This window comes from Paraburkholderia sp. J94, assembly GCF_905220285.1.
Classification (GTDB): domain Bacteria; phylum Pseudomonadota; class Gammaproteobacteria; order Burkholderiales; family Burkholderiaceae; genus Paraburkholderia; species Paraburkholderia tropica_A.
In genome coordinates this window covers 203,501-221,456 of the sequence record NZ_CAJMZH010000010.1, presented here as the reverse complement: position 1 = coordinate 221,456, position 17,956 = coordinate 203,501, and the positions used below count along the sequence as shown (strand labels likewise).

The window sequence follows — 17,956 nt, the reverse complement described above, 5'->3', positions numbered from 1 at the left end:
AGCCGTGCCGCCGTGCTCAAAAAAGCAGAGAAAAGTGTCCATGGTGATGCCGTTTCGGCATCGGCTTGCGCGTGCGCGAATTGCGGCTGGCCGATGACCGCCGCCCACCCCCGCTTTCACACGAGCGGCTCGTCCTCTTCGCGTTGGGCGATGGCTTCGGCGAGCAGGCGCACGAAAGCGTCGAGCGCCGGGGTCATCGTGCGGCCGGCGCGCGCGTAGACGCCCAGTTCCGAGACGAGCGGACGCGGCGAACGCAGCGGAATATGCACGAGCGAGCCCTCCGCGAAATCGTTTTCGAGGCCGAGCCGCGTCTGGAATCCGACGCCGTGGCCGCGCGCCGCGAGACGCCGCATCAGCTCGATCGAATCGCTTTCGAGCACGGTGTCGAGCGGCTTGGCGTAGCGCCGGATCAGCGGTTCAAGCAGGCCGCCGATCGACAGCCGCGCGTTGCCGAGCAGCAGCGGAAACCGCGCGCATTGCGCGAACGTGACGCTCGCCTCGGACGCGAGCGCGTGCCCGGCCGACACGATCGCGCCCAGCTGGAAGCGGCCGACCGCGAGCTGCTGGAGATCGCCCGTGTGCGGCAGCGAAAACGCGAGGCCGAGATCGGCGTCGCCGTCGAGGATCATGCGCCGGATGGCCGCCGAGCCCGCCGTGTGCACGTGAAAGCGGATGCCCGGATAGCGCGTCAGCATGCGCTCCACCACATCGGGCAGCAGGCCCGTATTGAGCCCTTCGACGGTCACCACCGAGATCTCGCCGCGCCGGATGCCGCGCAGCGCGTCCATTTCGCTGTCGAAGCGGCGCGCGTCCTGAAGCACCGTGATGACGTGACGCGCGAACGCCTCGCCCGCCGCCGTGAGCGCGAGCCCGCCTGGCAGACGCTCGAACAGCGGCGTGCCGACTTCGGCTTCGAGCTTCAGCAATTGCCGGTTCACCGCCGACGACGCGACATGCAACTGCCGCGCCGCCTCGCGGATCGAGCGATGACGGCGGATGGCATCGAAGTAGCGCAGCGAGCGGGCGTGAATGTGCGAGGCGAGCGTGTCGGAATGGGCGGGCTTGCGCATGGGCGATCAAGTGGACGGTTCGGGCGCAAGCATCGTACCGTACCGCGCGGGGGGAATTGGAGGGGCGTTGATTGGGATGCGGGCGGATACTATTGGCAAGCTCAAGGCGCCTCAATCGCCCGACTCAACCCCGCTTCCTGACTGAACGCGACCCGGCAGCACGCAGATCCGAGGGCGAATGGCCCCCGATGCGGCGCATGGCATGCGCGAGGGCCGCGCCGCTGCCGAAGCCTACGCGAAACGCCACTTCGCCGATCGGCAGATCCGTTTCCACCAGCAACCGGCAGGCATCCCTGTAACGCGCGCGTTGCTGGAACTCGCCGATCGACAATCCGGTATGTTCGCGAAATAGCCGCGTAATGTGACGGCGCGAGATTCTGAATCGTTCGGAGAGCGCGTCGAGCGGGATCTCGCGATCGGCGTGCGCGGTGATGAAGGCTTCCAGATCGGCGACCAGCGCCATGCCGTGTTCGCCGGGAGCGTTGGCCGAGGACGTCTCGCCTGCGATGACCTCGCCAATGCACTGCATCAGCAGCGCCGACGACAAGGCCTGTCGAGTCGCGGCGAGTCCGTAACTCGGACCTTCGCTACGCAGCGAGAGATCCTGCAACGACCGGATCGCCGCCGACCGGTTGACCAGCACGGGCGTCCGCGTGCGGCGGCGGAATTCCTCGAGCGAACCCACACCGCTATCGAGCTTGCGCAGCGCTTCGTCGGTGACATAGAGCGCGACGTGCGCGTGAGACGCGCACGCGGCTTGCGTCTGATGCGCTCGCCCGGCCGGGATGACCACGAAGCGCTCCTGCGGCAGCCAGACTCCCGCGCGATGGTCTTCATGCTGGATCTCGACAGCGCCGTGAATCGGCAGCATGAACATCAGACAATCGTGCCAGTGCCACGGCATGGCGTAGCCGCCGCCGCCGGTGAGCGTTGCGTGGCCATCATCGGCCGCAACGAGCAGATCCTTGTTGGCCGGTTGGCTGACTTGATCGAACGAGCGCAACATCGAGGGACTTTCGGAAAGTGGTGTGTGTCGTGAGTATGACCGGCTCCCCGGCGAAACGGAAACCGATTCGTAAGACACTAGCACACCGTCTCGGAAGCGATGGCTAAGCGCCAAAGGCTCGCCAGCCGGGCATCCGGTGGTCAGGAATCGGGGGTTTCGACCGTTCGCTGGGGCGCGCCGGGTCTGCGTCGCCTTGCGCGCCAAAGCATGGCCCGTTCGATCAAGAGAATTGGCCCGGCCACACGCGCGGCCCCCAGGTGCTCCACGTAATCTGAGCGGATGGAAACGCATCCCCCCTCAGCGGCCGCCCGCTCCGCCATCTCGCCGCGCCAGACAGTCGAACTCGTCAGCGTGTTTGCCGCCGGTCCCGGAGGCGGCAACCCTGCGCCGAACCCGTTGGGACAGCGCGGCGTGACCTCATCGCCTGCGCCTGAACCGCAGGCGACGGATGAGACCGTGGTCCAGATCGGGACCTTGCTGGTCAATTTTGAACAACGCGATCTGCGCCGCGACGGCCGTGCCTTGCGCATCGCCGCGCCCGCTCTCGATATCCTTTCCGTCCTGTTTCGCGCCGATGGCGCAGTCGTCTCGAAGAACGACATCATCGATGCAGTCTGGCCGAGGCAAATTGTCGAGGAGAATCGGCTTCAGGTGCATATTGCGGCGTTGCGTAAAGCGCTCGGCGACGACCGTGACCTCATCAAGACGGTATCCGGGCGCGGCTATCTGCTTCTCAAGCGCGCCCACGACGCACGATCCTTGAGTCGTCCCGTTGGGTCGGCTTCGCTTCCGGTCCGCGCCGGCACGTTGATTGGCCGCGACGATGAATACGCGCGCATCCTTGCCCAACTGACCGAGCTTGAACCTGGTTCGGTGCTGACGCTGGCTGGCGAAGGCGGAGTCGGCAAGACGGCACTCGCTACCCGCGTGGCCCACGCGGTTCGCGAACGGGGCGCGTGCGTCCGCTTCGCGGCGCTCGCTTCGGCACAGACGCGCGAAGACGTCGTGACAGCGATCGCCATCGCCTGCGAGATCAGCCCCGATGTCGACGCGGGAGAATCGAGCCTGCTTTTGCAGATTCGCGAGACGTTGCGTCGCGACAGCGCGCTGACCGTGCTCGTGCTCGATAACGCCGAACAGGTGATTGAACCCGTAGCGGCGCTGGTCGAGATGCTGAGGACTCTGCGCGAATTGCGCATTTTGATCACGAGCCGCGAGCCGCTCGCGATTCGCGCGGAAACGGTCTTTCGCATCGAGCCGCTCGCGGTTCCGCCAGAGAGCGCGAGCATGCAGACGATGCTTGCGCACGGCGCTGTCGAGCTTTTTCTGCAGCGCGCCCGCCACTTCGCGCCAGACAGCGCGACCAACGAGGTGAGCATTCGACGCATTGCCGATATCTGCCGGCGTCTCGATGGTCTGCCGCTCGCCATCGAACTGGCTGCGGCGCGCGTCGCGGTACTCGGTATCGAGGGCGTCGCCTTGAGGCTGCACAAGCAGTGCGACGACCGCCTCGATTTGCTCGGGGGAGGCCTGCGATCGGCTCCGCCGCGCCATCAAACGCTGCGCGCGACCCTGGACTGGAGCTATGCGTTGCTCGACGCCAGCGCGCGCGCATTGCTCCGCAATCTCGCGCTCTTTGCGGGCGCGTTCACCCTGGACGCGTTGTGCGCGGTCGGCGCGGAACCCGGCGCGCAAGTCGCAGACGTCATGGCCACGCTGGATGACCTCGTGGCCAAGTCCTTGCTCACGGTGGAATTTCGAGGGGCGATCGCACGATACCGGCTCGGAGAATCGACCCGTGCCTATGCGATGGAGCGGTTGCGCGAAGCCGGGGCGCTGCGGCATGTTGCGGCTCGGCATCTTCGCTATCTGCACCACTTCTCGAACATCACGTATCGCTCGCGCCGCCGCGCGCGCCATTCACTCGCGAAGCGGCACCGCGCCCACGGAACCCGTCACATACGCCGTCCGACGACGTTATTGCTATCCGTGCTGGAGTGAGCAATACAGATCCGGGAGGCAAAGCGCAATGTCCAGCGGTAGCGGCGCCGCTGTATCCGATGGCGTGTGCCAAGGGAAGTAGTGGGGGAAAGGTGTGGCTCCTGGATGCGGCGCGCCCGTGGCGTCTGCAAGCTCGAACTCGGTTTCGTCCGCAGCAGCAACGCATTCTCGACTTCCTGTCACCACGATTACCGCGAATGCACAGCAGGCTATAGCGATAGTGGTATGGATTTTGACTCTCATGTCGTGGCTCCCGTTCTGTTGAATCGGATTCCTTAACAAGGTGCGGGGTTGGTGAAGTCGCTTACCCCTTACTCGTGACTTCCGCGACGTTTATGGTTGATGGTCACCCTGCGCTGCAACAACGGCCCGTAGCTTTTACGGCATCGTAGACGAATCGCTGACGGCCGAACATAACCTGAATAGGTGGCATGCCTGCGCCCCACACCACGCCACCCCACCCGGCTAGCGCTACGGCACCTAAAGTTCGCTATCGCAACTTGCCGAGCCACAGCGCGGTGAGCGTTGAACGACTCCGAACGTTGAATTTGGTGTAGATCGACTTGATGTGGACATGCGTCGTGTTCGGACTTTGGTCGAGCTTCTGCGCAATCTGCTTTTCCGTGAGTCCATCGAGCAGTTCAAGCAGCACCCTTCGTTCGGCGGACGTCAGCGGAGCGTCGGCGATGAGCAGGCCGTGGCTGAGCAATTGCTGCCGGCAATACCATCTGAGCCCATGTACCACGAAGGCCAGAAGTTCGAGATCCTGCGCAGAGAAACGCGGTGCCTGCACATCGCGAAACACAAAGAGGTGAATCCGCACGTCGTCGTTGAGCGAGCATCGCACCTGGATGCTGTCGCTGTGACCGACTTCGAGGTAGTGGCGGCGATAGTGCTCGCCATTAAACCATTCCGCGGGCATCGCCTCGAAAAGCAGATTGGCACGGAACGGCTCGTTCCCCGATGCGGCCACGACATGTGACGAGTCGACCTTGCCGGACCAGAGCGTGTCGAACTGCTCCTGCACGGAAGCGATCACCTCGGGGACCGGATGCAGCAGCCGAACCAGACGCGGACGCCAGCCAAATAAAGGATCCTTCGGCGCGGGCGAAGGCAATCGGACAACGACGGCCCAAAGCGCGTTTTTCGCCGAGACCATGGCACAGAGCGTGGCTAGCAGGTGGGTCAGCGCGGCATCGCCCTCGCCCGCCGAAAACTCGGCCAGCCGATCCCAGAGTGCAAAGACGCCATCGTGAGGCGGTGGATTGGCGCGATCCGCGAATGGATGCATGTCGTCCCCAAAAAGAATGGGCGAATCGCCCATCTTCGGTGATCTTGGCCTCGCCTGGCAAGCGGCGCTGTGCGCACGTACAGAGGTCTTCGAACATCCGGGAGTCGGCTATTTTTTCAATCTCGCGATTAACCGAAAGTGTTCTGAAAGGCCCCAGTAGTACGAGCCCGAACACGATCTCAAGAACGGTCGTGTAGTGGGTCACGACGCCTCGAAACATACAACGTTCTTACATTTATTGGACTTGTTTAGAGAAGCCTTTCGTGACAATTACTACCTTCCAGACGCGGCACTCTACCCTCTGGAAATGCCTGTAATATTCCGTAACTCTGTGATATGTTGGCGTCCTCGAAGGTGAGCCGAATGCGTTTTATCGCGTTCGCGTTGCCCGACAGTGGTTCGTAATGTCTGATATTTCGCCCCAAGCCGGGCGTGAATCCATCAGTACTACGATGTATTTATCAGGCCAACTCAGCAATCCAGCGTCGGCGCGATTTCGGCTGCAAAGCGCAACGCTGTCGCCTCTTACGCGACAGCCTCGAAGCCTGGGCCATGAATGAAATCGGATAGGGTCAATGACGTCGATCGCGGGTATTTTCCACTTGCTCTCCAGGGCTATTCCTGGGCGAAATCCCAGCGCTATCGTCCGAAGACTCCGCATCGTCATGTATGCAGTGCTCCATCCGGTTGCCGCGCGCATCTGGTTGAGTACGTTGGCGTCGAATGCCCTGCTTGGCGAGATCGCCATCCGCAACCGGCGCTATCTTGAACGCCCCTTTCGACAATTCATTCAGGCAGGCATGCGTGCCGGCGAACGCGCGGCACTCCTGCGCGGGCATTTTCGAGTCGTGCAGGAATGCTTCGGTGATGAATGGGTGCGCAGTCTTTATCTCGATGCCCAGGACCAGACGTTAGCCGTGTGCGGAAGGTACGCAGTCGTGCTGCGCGAGCCGGTACGCTGCTGGCGCGAAGGCCTGCTGACCGTCGCATGGCGTGACGTGGTCGCGCAGGTCGACCTGGCATGGGCGACCGTCAGTTTCGAGTGGCATGCCGAATCGGGCAAACGCGGAGCGCTGATCGGTGGCCTGCAAGGGCCCGCCAGCGAAGGTCGCGAGCAGGTGCGTGAAGCGACGCGCGCCTGTCACGGTTTGCGACCGAAGGCGGCTGTTCTGGAGGTCGTCTGCGCTTTGTGCAGGATTGCAGGCGTCGACGAACTGGCTGGCGTGACGAAGAAGACTCACGTTTCCTATGCCACGCAGTCTCAAATGAGCGCCGATTACGACGGCTTCTGGCAGGAAATCGGTGGTGTTGAAGCCAATGGGCGCTACGTGCTGCCGCTTCACCTGCATCACCGCGATATCAGCGAAGTTCCGTCGCACCGACGTGCTGCGTTCCGCAGGCGGCAGGCGCTCATTGCTGATTTGCTGGCGCAGATTGCTAGCGCAATGGAAACGGATCAGGCTGAAAAGGCGACGCCGACTCCGCTGAATCATCCGAAGCCCGACAACCCGATCGTTGATTTGGCTACGCTTCGCGCAATCGATCACTTTGGCGCGGAGCCGCGTATCGTCGTGGAGATTGGTGAACCGATGCAGAGCGATCCGAGGCGTCAGCAGAAAATCGCGGCCTGATACCTGATATCGGTCGTCCGATTCAAATCGCAGTGTTGTTTCGATAAGCGTTTTTGAGGAGCGGCACCGTCCCGAAGCACGGTGCCGCTCCTCGTCTCAGCGTGCTTATTCAAGCCCGCCCTGGCACAGGTACTTGATGCTCAGGTAGTCGTCGAGACCGTACTTCGAGCCTTCGCGTCCATAGCCCGATTCCTTCACGCCGCCGAACGGCGCGGCTTCGCTCGCTACCGCCCCTTCGTTGATCCCGACGATGCCCGTTTCGAGCTTGCGCGCCACGCGGTCGATGCGGCGCACGTCGTTGGTGTAGAAGTACGCAGCGAGCCCGAACGGCGTGTCGTTGGCGATGCGGATCACCTCGTCTTCATCGCTAAAGCGGAACAGCGGCGCGACCGGACCGAAGGTCTCTTCGCAGCAGAGCACCATGGCGTCGGTGGCATCGGCGAGCACAGTGGGCGCGTAATAGTTCGGCCCGAGTTCCGAAAGGCGCTTGCCGCCCGCGAGCACGCGCGCGCCGTTCGCCACGGCGTCGTCCACGTGCTTGGCGATCTTGTCGATGGCGCGCTCGTTGATCATCGGGCCGATCTGCGCCTTCGCATCCGTCGCCGGGCCCACGTGCAGCGCGCTTACGCGCTTCGCGAGCAGTTCGCCGAATTGCTCGTAGACCGATTCATGCACGTAGATGCGGTTCGGGCACACGCAGGTCTGGCCGCCGTTGCGGAACTTCGCGAGCATGAGCCCCTGAACGGCCGCTTCGAGATCGGCGTCGGCGAACACGATGAACGGCGCGTTGCCGCCCAGTTCCAGCGAGAGCTTCTTCAGCGTGCCCGCCGATTCGCGCGCGAGATGCTTGCCCACCGCCGTCGAGCCCGTGAAGGTGATCTTGCGCACGCGGTCGTCGGCGAGCCAGTCGGCCACGGCGGCGATGCCTTCGTCGCGCGCCGCCGAGATCATGTTGAGCACGCCGTCGGGCACGCCCGCTTCCTGCGCCAGTGCGGCGAGCGCGAGCGCCGTGAGCGGCGTGTCTTCGGCGGGCTTTGCCACGACCGTGCAACCGGCCGCGAGCGCCGGGGCGATCTTTCGCGCGATCATCGCGAGCGGGAAATTCCACGGCGTGATCGCCGCGACCACGCCGATCGGCTCCTTGATAGCCGTCATGCGCTTGCCGCGCTGCGTCTGCGGAATGATGTCGCCGTAAATTTTGGTCGCTTCCTCGGCGAACCACGCCACGTACGACGCGCCATACGCGACTTCGCCGCGCGCTTCGGCGAGCGGCTTGCCCTGCTCCAGCGACATCAGGCGCGCGAGGTCCTCGGTGTTCGCGAGGATGAGCGCGTGCCAGCGGTTCAGCACCGCGGCGCGTTCGCGGGGCAGCTTGTCGCGCCACGCAGGCAGCGCGCGGGCGGCGGCGTCCGTGGCCGCCCGCGCGTCGGCGGCGGCACTGTTCGCGACCTGCGCGAGCGTGGCCTGCGTGGCCGGATTCGTCACGGCGTAGCGGGCGTTACCGGCGGCGGCAATCCACTTGCCGTCGATGAAATTCTCGTGTCGAAGCAGTTCGCCTCGCGTCAACTCCAAACTCACTGCGTTCTCCTTTTCTGCAAGAGGGTTCGAGCGCCGAATGTTTTAATTCGACGCGACTTGTTCTTCCACGGCCGCTTCGGCCTTCGCTTCATCCGGCTGACGATCGAGCCACTGCGCGAGATGGAGCGCCGTGCGTCCCGTGGTATTGCGGATCTGCGATCGGCAGCTGAAGCCGTCGCTCACGATCACGGCGTCGTCCTGTAGCGCATCGATCATGGGCACGAGTTCCGACTGCGCGACCTTCTTCGCGAGATCCGCGGTCTTCTTGTGATAGCCATACGCGCCCGCCATGCCGCAGCAGCCCGTGGGCAGCACCGAACCCTTGCTCGTCGCCTGCTTGAGCAGCTGCGTTTCGGCCTTCATGCCGCCGCACGCCTTCTGATGGCAATGACCGTGCACGTGCACGTCTTCGTCGAGCTTCGGCAGCGTGACGCCGTGTTCCTGAAGCAATTCGGCGAGCGTCTTCACCGCTTTGGCGAGCGCGTGCGCGCGTGCGTCGTTCGGGAACAGCGCGCGCAATTCGTCGCGGAACACCGAGAGGCAGCTCGGTTCCAGCACGACCACGGGCAACTTCGTTTCGATCACGTTCGCCATCTCCGACATGATCGTTTCGAGGTTGCGCTTCGCTTCGTCGAGCAGACCCGCGTCGTACATCGGACGGCCGCAGCACACGTGCTTGCTCAGCAGGCGCACTTCGAAGCCCTTCGATTCGAGCACACGCACCGCCGCTTCCATCACGTCGGGCGTAAAGCCGTTGTTGAACGTGTCGGTCCACAGCAGCACAGGCGTGCGCTTATTCGTCGTGCTTGTCGTGCTCGTCGTGCTTTCAGGCTGCGCGAGCAGGCGCTTCGCGCTCGCGCCGTTACGGAAAGTCTTCGCCGCGATGGCGGGAAACTTCACGTCCTCGGCGAGACCGAATTTCGCGCTCACCTTGCGGAACGACGGATTGCGCATCAGCGCATTCGCCACGCCGCTCACATGCGTGGCGACGGGCAGCCAGTTGCCGATGCGGCTCACCATCGCGTCCATCACATGACGGCGCTTGTGCTTGTGATACTCGTAAAGAAAGTGGCTCTTGTACTTTGCGATGTCCACATGCGTGGGGCAATCGCTGCGGCAGCCCTTGCACGCGAGACAGTGATCGAGCGAATCCTTCACGGCTTCGCTTTGCCAGCCGTCCTCGATCACTTCGCCCTTGAGCAGTTCGAACAGCAGACGCGCGCGGCCGCGCGTCGAATACTTCTCTTCGCGCGACGCGCGATAGCTCGGGCACATCGTGCCGCCGCTCAGCGAACGGCACTTGCCCATGCCGATACAGCGTTCCGTCGCGCGCGCGAACGTGTCGGGCTTCGCGAGATCGCCGAACGTGAACGGGCTCGACACATCGACGCGACGATACGTCGGGCCGAGGCGCAGGTTGTCGTCCACCGGCATGGCATCGACCAGCTTGCCCGGATTCATGCGCCCGCGCGGGTCCCAGATCGCCTTGAAGGCGCGGAACGCTTCCATCAGTTCCGGCGAGTACATCAGGTGCAGCAGTTCGCCCTTCGCCTGGCCGTCGCCGTGTTCGCCCGACAGTGAGCCTTCGTACTTCACGACCAGCTTCGCAGCGTCGAACAGGAACTCGCGCCACGTCTTCACCCCTTGCGCGTTACGCAGGTCGAAGGTGATGCGCGAGTGAATGCAGCCATCGCCGAAATGGCCGTACATATTGGTTTTATAGCCGTACGATTCCACGAGCGCCGAGAATTCGCGCAGGTAGGCGCCGAGATGGCGCGGCTCCACGGCGGCGTCTTCCCAGCCCACGACCGGATCGGGCTTCGACATGTCGTCGCCGATGGAGGTGGCCGACGCACCGGTTTCGCGCACCGACCACAAGCGTTTCATGAGCGCGGCATCGTCGACGAGCCGCGCCGAAGGCGTGCCCGGCAACTCGGGCGCGAGCGCCGCCGCGCGCTGCGCGAATTCCATCGCGACGGCCTTGTCGGTCGCGCCGAATTCGACCATCAGCCACGCATTGCCTTCGGGCAATTCGGCGATGTCCGCCAGCGCGAGACCGCGTTCGCGCAAGCCGCCGACGATGCCCGTGTCGAGCCCTTCCATCGCGATCGGCGACAGCGGCAGCAGTTGCGGCACGCAATCGGCGGCATCGAAAATAGTCGGGAAACCGAACACCACGAGCAGGCGATGCACGGGGTTGGTGACGAGCGTGGTTTTCGCGCGCAGCACGGAAACGCAGGTGCCTTCCGATCCCACCAGTGCACGCGCGATGTTGAAGCCGTTCTCCGGCAGCAACTGGTCGAGGCTGTAGCCCGACACGCGGCGCTTGAGCTTGGGAAAGCCTTCGCGGATGGCGTCGCCGTATTTCTCCACGAGACCGAGCAGCCCCGAGACGATTTCCGCACGCCGTCCGCCCGCCGCGAGATGCTCGCGCAGCGCGGCGTCGTCGGTCGGGCCGACCCAGAACTGCTCGCCGTCGTAGGTCAGCACTTCGAGCGCTTCGATGTTTTCCGCGGTCTTGCCCGCCATCACCGAATGCGCGCCGCACGAGTTATTGCCGATCATGCCGCCGAGCGTGCAGCGGCTGTGCGTGGCGGGATCGGGGCCGAACGTGAGGCCCTTGAGCGCGGCGGCGTCCTTGAGCTGGTCGCAGATCACGCCCGGCTGCACCGTCGCCACGCGGCCCGTCGCGTCGATTTCCTCGATGGTCGTGAGGTACTTCGACGCGTCGATGATCACCGCCGCGTTGACCGACTGCCCGCACATCGACGTGCCCGCGCCGCGCGTGAGCACCGGCACGTCGGCCTCGCGGCACGCGCGCATGGTTTCCACCACGTCTTCGATGCTGCGCGGCACGACGATGCCGATCGGCACCTGCCGGTAGTTCGACGCTTCCGACGCATACGCGGCGCGCGTGCCCGAATCGAAGCGGACTTCGGCCTGCGTGTGGCTGGCAAGCCGGCGCTGGAGCGCGAGCAAGGCGTTGATATCGTGGCGGGGCAGATCTTTTGAATTCATGACATCACTAGCGTGGGGCGCTATTTTCTAAAGTGGGTGCGGCGGGTGCGAACCAGGCGCGGCTCAGTCTACCGTGCGCACGTCCGCGAAGTCGCGTGCGAGCTTGCGCGCCGCGTTCGCGAACATCAGGATATCCACGCCCGTCGCCACGAACGTACAGCCGAGTTCGAGGTAGTGGCGCGCGAGCGCGGGGTCGGACGTGAGCGTGCCCGCCGCCTTGCCCGATGCGACGATCGTGCGGATGGCGTTGTCGATGGCCTGCTGCACGTCGGGGTGCGTGGCCTTGCCGCGATAGCCCATCGAGGCAGCGAGATCGGCCGGGCCGATGAACACGCCATCCACGCCGTCCACTGCGCAGATCGCTTCGAGATTGCCGATCGCCGTGGTCGTTTCGGCTTGCACCAGCAGACACACTTCGTCATCCGAAACATCGAGGTAGTCGGTGCGCAGGCTCCAGCGCGACGCGCGGCCCACTGCGCTGCCCACGCCGCGAATGCCGTGCGGCGGATAACGCACGGCGGAAACCAGCGCGCGCGCTTCGTCGGCGGTATCGACCATCGGCACCAGCAGATTGCGCGCGCCGATATCGAGCAGGCGCTTGAGCAGCACGGGATCGCCGCTCGCGGGACGCACCACCGGCTCGCCCGGATACGCTGCGACTGCCTGCAATTGCGAGAGGATCGTGCGCACGTCATTGGGCGCGTGTTCGCTGTCGATCAGGAGCCAGTCGAATCCGGCGGTCGCGCTGACTTCGGCGAGATACGGATCGGCCATCGACAGCCAGAAGCCCACTTGCTTGCGCTTCGCGGCCAGTGCCGCCTTGAAGGGATTAAGCGCCGAGGTTTGCTTGTTCATGAATGCGTGTTTCCTGTGAAGGGTCGCCGAATTGAATGGGTTCCACCTTCCCGAGGAGGAACAGATAGTTGACGATCGCGATGGCGATCAGCGCCGACGAGAACAGCAGCGCGGGCACGAACGAGCCGGTCGCGCTGACAATCGCGCCCGTGATGACCGGGCCGACCACGCCGCCCAGATTCGACACCGTATTTTGCAGGCCCGCGACCATGGAAACTGCGTTGGGCGGCGCGACATCGCCGGGCAGCGCCCACACCTGCGAAGCCGCTACGGTGGTGCCCGACTTCGCGATGCACAGCAGCAGCACGGCGACCCACGCGGATTGCGCGAACGCCGCGAATCCGATGCTCGACGCCATCAACAGGCCGACCACGAGAAACAGCTTGCGCGTGGCGGTGAGCGAAAGCTTGCCGCTCGCGAACACGCGATCCGAGGCCCAGCCCGCGAGAATTTCCACGAAGATCGAGGCCAGCAGCGGCAGTGACGCCATCCAGCCCATCTGCAGCACGCTCATGCCGCGCTCCTTCATCAGATACGTGGGCAGCCACGTGATGAAGAAGTACGAGTTGTAGTTGATCATGAAGAAGCCGATGCACATCGCCCAGATGTTGCGATGCGCGAGCAGCTTGCGCCATTGTGGGCGCGCGGGAAGTTGCGTGTTCTGCGCGACCTTGTCGCTTTCGATGTGCGCGAGTTCGGCGGCACTCACACGCGGATGCTGCGCGGGCGAATCGGTGAAGCTCACGAGCCACACCACGAACCAGCCGACGCCGAGCAGACCCGTGAGCACGAAGGTCATCTTCCACTCGAACGCGGCGAGCATCCAGGCGATCAGCGGCAAGGCGATCGCGCCGCCGAGTTTCGAGCCGCTGTCGAAAATACCGGCCACGGTCGCGCGTTCCTTGCGCGGAAACCAGCGCGTGGCGATGCCCGCGTTGCTCGGGTACGCGCCCGCCTCGCCCACGCCCAGCGCCACGCGCAAGGCCACGAGCGAACGGAAGCCGCTGGCGAGGCCCGTCATCGCGGTCGCGACCGACCACCAGAGCACCGCGAAACCCAGCACCTTCTTCTGGCCGAAGCGATCGGCGAGCAGGCCTGCGGGCAATTGCAGCAGCGCATACGACCAGAAGAACGCCGACATGACGATGCCCATCTGGATCGCGTCGAGATGAAACTCCGACTGAATTTTCGGCGCGGCCGCCGAGAGCACCGTGCGATCGATGTAGTTGATCGCGATCGCGGCCCACATGAGGCCCGCGACCCACCAGCGCATGTTCGAGCGGCCCGGCCGCTGCGCAGATTGCAGCATCTGCTGTCTCCTACCTGTTTTATTGATCTGAAAGCTGTAAGCAACGCGTGAGGCTCGCGCCTTCAGCTCACGATGCCCATGTGCCAGGGCACGAATTCGTTGTCGCCGAGTCCGAGCAGTTCGCTCTTGGTGCGCTCGCCCGATGCCGCGCGCACGATCAGATCGAAAATGTCCTGACCCATTTCCTCGATGCTGCGCTCGCCGTCGATCACCAGACCGCAGTTGATGTCCATGTCCTCTTCGAGACGCGTGAACATCGGCGTGTTGCTCGCGAGCTTGAGCGTCGGCGCCGGCTTCGAGCCGAACATCGAACCGCGTCCCGTCGTGAAGCAGATGAGGTTCGCGCCGCTCGCGATCTGGCCCGTCACCGCGACCGGATCATAGCCCGGCGAGTCCATGAACACGAAGCCCGCGCGGTCGATCGGCTCCGCGTATTCATAGACCGCTTGCAGCGGCGTGGTGCCGCCTTTCATCGCCGAGCCGAGCGACTTTTCGAAGATGTTGGCGAGGCCGCCCTGCTGGTTGCCCGGCCCGACCACGCCGTTGAACTGGCCGTTATGGCCGTGCGTGTAACGCTCCCACCAGGCCAGGCGGTCGAGCAGCTTCTGGCCGACTTCCGGCGAGACGGCGCGGCGCGTGAGCATGTATTCGACGCCATGAATCTCGGGCGTTTCCGAAAGAATCGCGGTGCCGCCGTGGCGCACGAGCAGGTCCATCGCGGCGCCCAGTGCCGGGTTCGCAGTGATGCCCGAGAAGCCGTCCGAACCGCCGCATTCGAGACCGATCTTGAGATGGCTGACCGGCACCGGCGTGCGCACGATGTCGTTCGCGGCGGGCAGCATCTCCTGCACGGCCTTGATGCCCGCTTCGATCGTGGCGCGCGTGCCGCCCGCATTCTGCATGACGAGCGCGTGCACGGCCTTGCCCGTCTTGAGACCTTGCGAGTCGAGCAGATCGCCGACCTGGTTGCGCTCGCAACCGAGCCCGACGATCAGCACGCCGCCGAGATTCGGATGGCGCGCATAACCGGCGATGGTGCGGCGGAGCACGTCGAAGTGCTCGCTCGGCGAGGACATGCCGCAGCCGCTCGTTTGCGCGAAGGCGACCACACCGTCAACGTTGGGATAATCGCGCAGGCGCTCGGGCGTGAAATAATCGGCGATATGACGAATCACCGTGGCCGAGCAGTTCACCGATGCCATGATGCCGATGAAGTTGCGCGTGGCGACACGGCCGTCGGGACGCACGATGCCCTGGAAGGTCGCGCGCTGGTCGGCCGGGACATAATCCACGGGCTTCACATCGAGGCCGAAGCCCGGGTCGCGTTCGAAATCGACGAGCGTGATGTTGTGCGTGTGAACGTGGTCGCCGGGCTCGATATCGCGTGCGGCCACGCCGATCACGGTGTCGTACTTGCGGATGGGCTCGCCCGCCGCGATGCGGCGCGCCGCGACCTTGTGGCCCGCGGCAACCTGCGCGCGCAGACGGATCGCTTCGCCTTCGATGCTGACTTGATGGCCGATCGTCAGCGCTTCGCGTGCGATCAGGACGTTATCGTTCTGGTTGAGCCGGATGAGCGGCCCGTTGTAGGTCTTGCTGGACTGGAGCATTCGCCTGTCTCCGTGCTTCGAAGGGACGAGGCCGCTCCGATCACACTCATAATCATGACGCCGCGCCGGGGAATGCGCAGCCTTTTCGTTCTGGGGTCGCGTTACCGGTTAATGTAACCGGTAACATTGATGCCATCGTAGTACAGTTTTGGGATAATTGCCAACACCTTTTTGCAGCAGGAAAACCCGCGCCCGTGACCAAAAACCCGACAGAAAACGCCCTGCCCGCCGCCGCCTCCGCCGCGCGGCGAGCCCGCAAGAACACCGGCCGCGTCACGCTCAGCGATCTGGCCCAGCTGATTGGCGTCACCAAGGTCACGGTGTCGCGCGCGCTCAACAATCCCGAGCTGGTGTCGGTCGAAACGCTCGAACGCGTGCGCGAGGCGGTGCGGCAGACGGGCTACACGCCCGATCTGATCGCGGGATCGCTCGCCTCGAATCGCAGCCATCTCGTCGTGGCCCTGATTCCGGCGATGGCGGGCAGCGTGTTCCAGGAAACCGTGGCTGCGCTCACTTCGGAACTGGCCGAGGCTGGTTATCAACTGTTGCTCGGCCAGAGCGGCTATGACGAATCGCGCGAAGAGGCGCTGCTCGACGCCATCATCGGACGGCGCCCGGCCGGCATCGTGCTGACCGGCGTGATCCACTCGGAAGCTTCGCGGCAGAAGCTGCGCGCGGCGGGCATTCCGGTCGTGGAGACGTGGGACATCACGCGCTCGCCGCTCGACATGCTGATTGGCTTCTCGCACACGCGCGTGGGCGAAACGGCGGCCAACTATCTGCGCGAACGCGGCGCGCGTCATCCGGCCATCGTCACGCCGGGCGACCGCCGCGCGAAGCTGCGCGCCGATGCGTTCATCGAAACCTTCGGCGGCGACGTGCCCGTGGCGGCCACGCCCTCGCCCGCGCATCTCGGCGACGGCCGCCGCGCGCTGGCGAAGCTGCTCGACGAGCATCCGCAGATCGACGCCATCTTCTGCGGCGCCGACATCATGGCGCTCGGCGTGCTCATGGAAGCGCAGGTTCGCAAGCTCGACGTGCCGGGCCGCCTCAAGGTGATCGGCTACGGCGACCAGAATTTCGCGGGCGACACCGACCCGGCGCTCACGACCATCCGTATCGACGGCACGAAAATCGGCAAGCTCGCGGCGTCCATGCTGATCGAGAAGATCGAAACCGGCACGTGCAAGCGCGCGAAGATCGACGTCGGTTTTACGCTGATCGAGCGCGGATCGGCTTGAGGTTTTCGTCGTCGCTTGAATCGCCGCTTGAATCGTCGCTTCACGCTGCAAAAAGCAAAAAGGCCTCGCAATCGCTGCGAGGCCTTTTTTTACGGCGTTTTCTACGCTCGTTGCGTGAGCGCGCGATCAGAACTTCGTGCGGATGCCCGTGAACACATCGACCTGACGGTTCGTCGACGATGCGCCGCCCGCATACGCGATCGACGCGATCCGGCGATACGTCGAACCCACGCGCGTCGACGCATCGCCCGCCGCAAGCTGATAGGTGGCGGACACATACACGTCGGTGCGCTTCGAGAGCGCGTAATCCACGCCCAGCGTGAACTGATGCCACTTCGGATCGAGCGATGCGCCGCCCGTGCCCGGCAGATTGTTCGCGCGGCCGTCCGTGAACGTGTAGACGCCGATCAGCGTGGTGGCCGGCGTGATCAGGTAGCGCAGGTTCGCGTCGTAGTTGTTGAACTTGCGCGACGAACCATCCGTGTAATCCAGTTGCGTGTGGCTGAACGCGAAGCCCGCAATCGCCTTGCCGATCTTGTAGTTCGCACCGGCCGCCGCGATCTGCTGGCGCGCCACACCGCCGTCGAGGTTGTAGAAGAACGCGCCGCTGTAGTCGTCGCCGTTCGTGGTCGACGTGCCGCCGATTGCGCCGCTCGTGTTGGTCGTCGTGTTCGGATGATCGAGCACCACGTAGCCGCCGCCGATCGAGAACGGACCATGCACATAGTTCGCGGCGATACCCCACGCGCGGTTGTTGCCGAAGCCCGTGCCGGTGCCGCTCGCCTGGTTGCTGAACGCGTACATGCCGTCGACGGTGAAGCCTGCGATGGGGTCGCTGCGGAACTTCACAGCGTTGTTGATGCGGAAGGTCTGATTCAGGTTGTCGTTGTCGCCCACGTGCGTGGACGGCGACCAGATGCCCGAGCCCGCGTATTGCGCCACGAGGTCCGCGAGCGGTTCGTACTGGCGGCCGAGCGTGAACGTGCCCACCCCGCTCTTTGCAATGCCGACATACGCGCTGCGGCCGAACAGACGGCCGCCTTGCGCCGACGTGCCGTCGTTGGCCTTGAAGCCGCCTTCGAGCGTGAACACCGCGCTCAGGCCGCCGCCGAGATCCTCGTTACCCCTGAAGCCCCAACGGCTGCCGCTCAGACGGCCGCTCGTGGCCTGAACCACCGAACCGCCCTTGATGTTGTTGACGTAGCCGATACCGGCATCGACGATACCGTACAGCGTGACCGAGCTCTGCGCGTGCGCGACCACGGGTGCGACGGACATCAGTCCAGCCGCTGCGAAAAGTGCTTTTTTCATCCAGGAGACCTGTGAGGTTTTATTTAATTTGGATT

12 protein-coding genes are annotated in these 17,956 nt (G+C 64.4%); 3 read left to right on the top strand and 9 right to left on the bottom strand.

The window, feature by feature from the left end:
* Window positions 1-116: 116 nt before the first annotated feature.
* On the bottom strand, window positions 117-1,070 hold the full coding sequence (locus tag U4Y88_RS22840; RefSeq protein ID WP_224017330.1) for a LysR family transcriptional regulator: 954 nt from the start codon (window positions 1,068-1,070) through the stop codon (window positions 117-119).
* A 124-nt stretch (window positions 1,071-1,194) separates the two neighbouring features.
* Window positions 1,195-1,947 carry an AraC family transcriptional regulator gene (locus U4Y88_RS22835; protein WP_321786575.1) on the bottom strand — a complete coding sequence of 251 codons (753 nt, stop codon included), beginning with the start codon at window positions 1,945-1,947 and terminating at the stop codon, window positions 1,195-1,197.
* A 408-nt stretch (window positions 1,948-2,355) separates the two neighbouring features.
* Between U4Y88_RS22835 and U4Y88_RS22830 the strand changes: the two genes are divergently transcribed.
* Complete coding sequence (locus tag U4Y88_RS22830; RefSeq protein ID WP_321786573.1) at window positions 2,356-4,077, top strand: ATP-binding protein; 1,722 nt, start codon at window positions 2,356-2,358, stop codon at window positions 4,075-4,077.
* A 490-nt stretch (window positions 4,078-4,567) separates the two neighbouring features.
* Here the strand turns inward: U4Y88_RS22830 and U4Y88_RS22825 are convergent, their stop codons facing one another.
* Complete coding sequence (locus tag U4Y88_RS22825) at window positions 4,568-5,401, bottom strand: helix-turn-helix transcriptional regulator (protein ID WP_321786571.1); 834 nt, start codon at window positions 5,399-5,401, stop codon at window positions 4,568-4,570.
* Between the two features lie 542 nt (window positions 5,402-5,943).
* Here U4Y88_RS22825 and U4Y88_RS22820 point away from each other — a divergent pair.
* A complete protein-coding gene (locus tag U4Y88_RS22820) occupies window positions 5,944-6,999 on the top strand; it encodes a VirK/YbjX family protein (RefSeq protein WP_321786569.1) in 1,056 nt (351 codons plus the stop codon).
* A 105-nt stretch (window positions 7,000-7,104) separates the two neighbouring features.
* Here U4Y88_RS22820 and U4Y88_RS22815 read toward each other — a convergent pair whose 3' ends face one another.
* From U4Y88_RS22815 to U4Y88_RS22795, 5 genes are all read right to left on the bottom strand, one after another.
* Window positions 7,105-8,577, bottom strand: coding sequence for an NAD-dependent succinate-semialdehyde dehydrogenase (locus U4Y88_RS22815; protein ID WP_321786567.1), 1,473 nt, complete (start codon window positions 8,575-8,577; stop codon window positions 7,105-7,107).
* A gap of 42 nt (window positions 8,578-8,619) precedes the next feature.
* Window positions 8,620-11,595 carry an FAD-binding and (Fe-S)-binding domain-containing protein gene (locus U4Y88_RS22810; RefSeq protein ID WP_321786565.1) on the bottom strand — a complete coding sequence of 992 codons (2,976 nt, stop codon included), beginning with the start codon at window positions 11,593-11,595 and terminating at the stop codon, window positions 8,620-8,622.
* A gap of 63 nt (window positions 11,596-11,658) precedes the next feature.
* A complete protein-coding gene (hpaI, locus tag U4Y88_RS22805) occupies window positions 11,659-12,450 on the bottom strand; it encodes a 4-hydroxy-2-oxoheptanedioate aldolase (protein WP_224017340.1) in 792 nt (263 codons plus the stop codon).
* A complete protein-coding gene (locus tag U4Y88_RS22800; protein WP_321786563.1) occupies window positions 12,425-13,759 on the bottom strand; it encodes an MFS transporter in 1,335 nt (444 codons plus the stop codon). The genes hpaI and U4Y88_RS22800 overlap by 26 nt, the downstream gene beginning before the upstream one ends.
* Window positions 13,760-13,821: 62 nt before the next feature.
* A complete protein-coding gene (locus U4Y88_RS22795; RefSeq protein WP_321786561.1) occupies window positions 13,822-15,369 on the bottom strand; it encodes an altronate dehydratase family protein in 1,548 nt (515 codons plus the stop codon).
* A 221-nt stretch (window positions 15,370-15,590) separates the two neighbouring features.
* On the opposite strand from U4Y88_RS22795, the gene U4Y88_RS22790 reads away from it, so the two are divergent.
* Window positions 15,591-16,610, top strand: coding sequence for a LacI family DNA-binding transcriptional regulator (locus U4Y88_RS22790; protein ID WP_415774489.1), 1,020 nt, complete (start codon window positions 15,591-15,593; stop codon window positions 16,608-16,610).
* Window positions 16,611-16,736: 126 nt separating this feature from the next.
* Here U4Y88_RS22790 and U4Y88_RS22785 read toward each other — a convergent pair whose 3' ends face one another.
* Window positions 16,737-17,921, bottom strand: a complete 1,185-nt coding sequence (locus U4Y88_RS22785; protein WP_321786558.1) for a porin — start codon at window positions 17,919-17,921, stop codon at window positions 16,737-16,739.
* Between the last annotated feature and the right edge of the window lie 35 nt (window positions 17,922-17,956).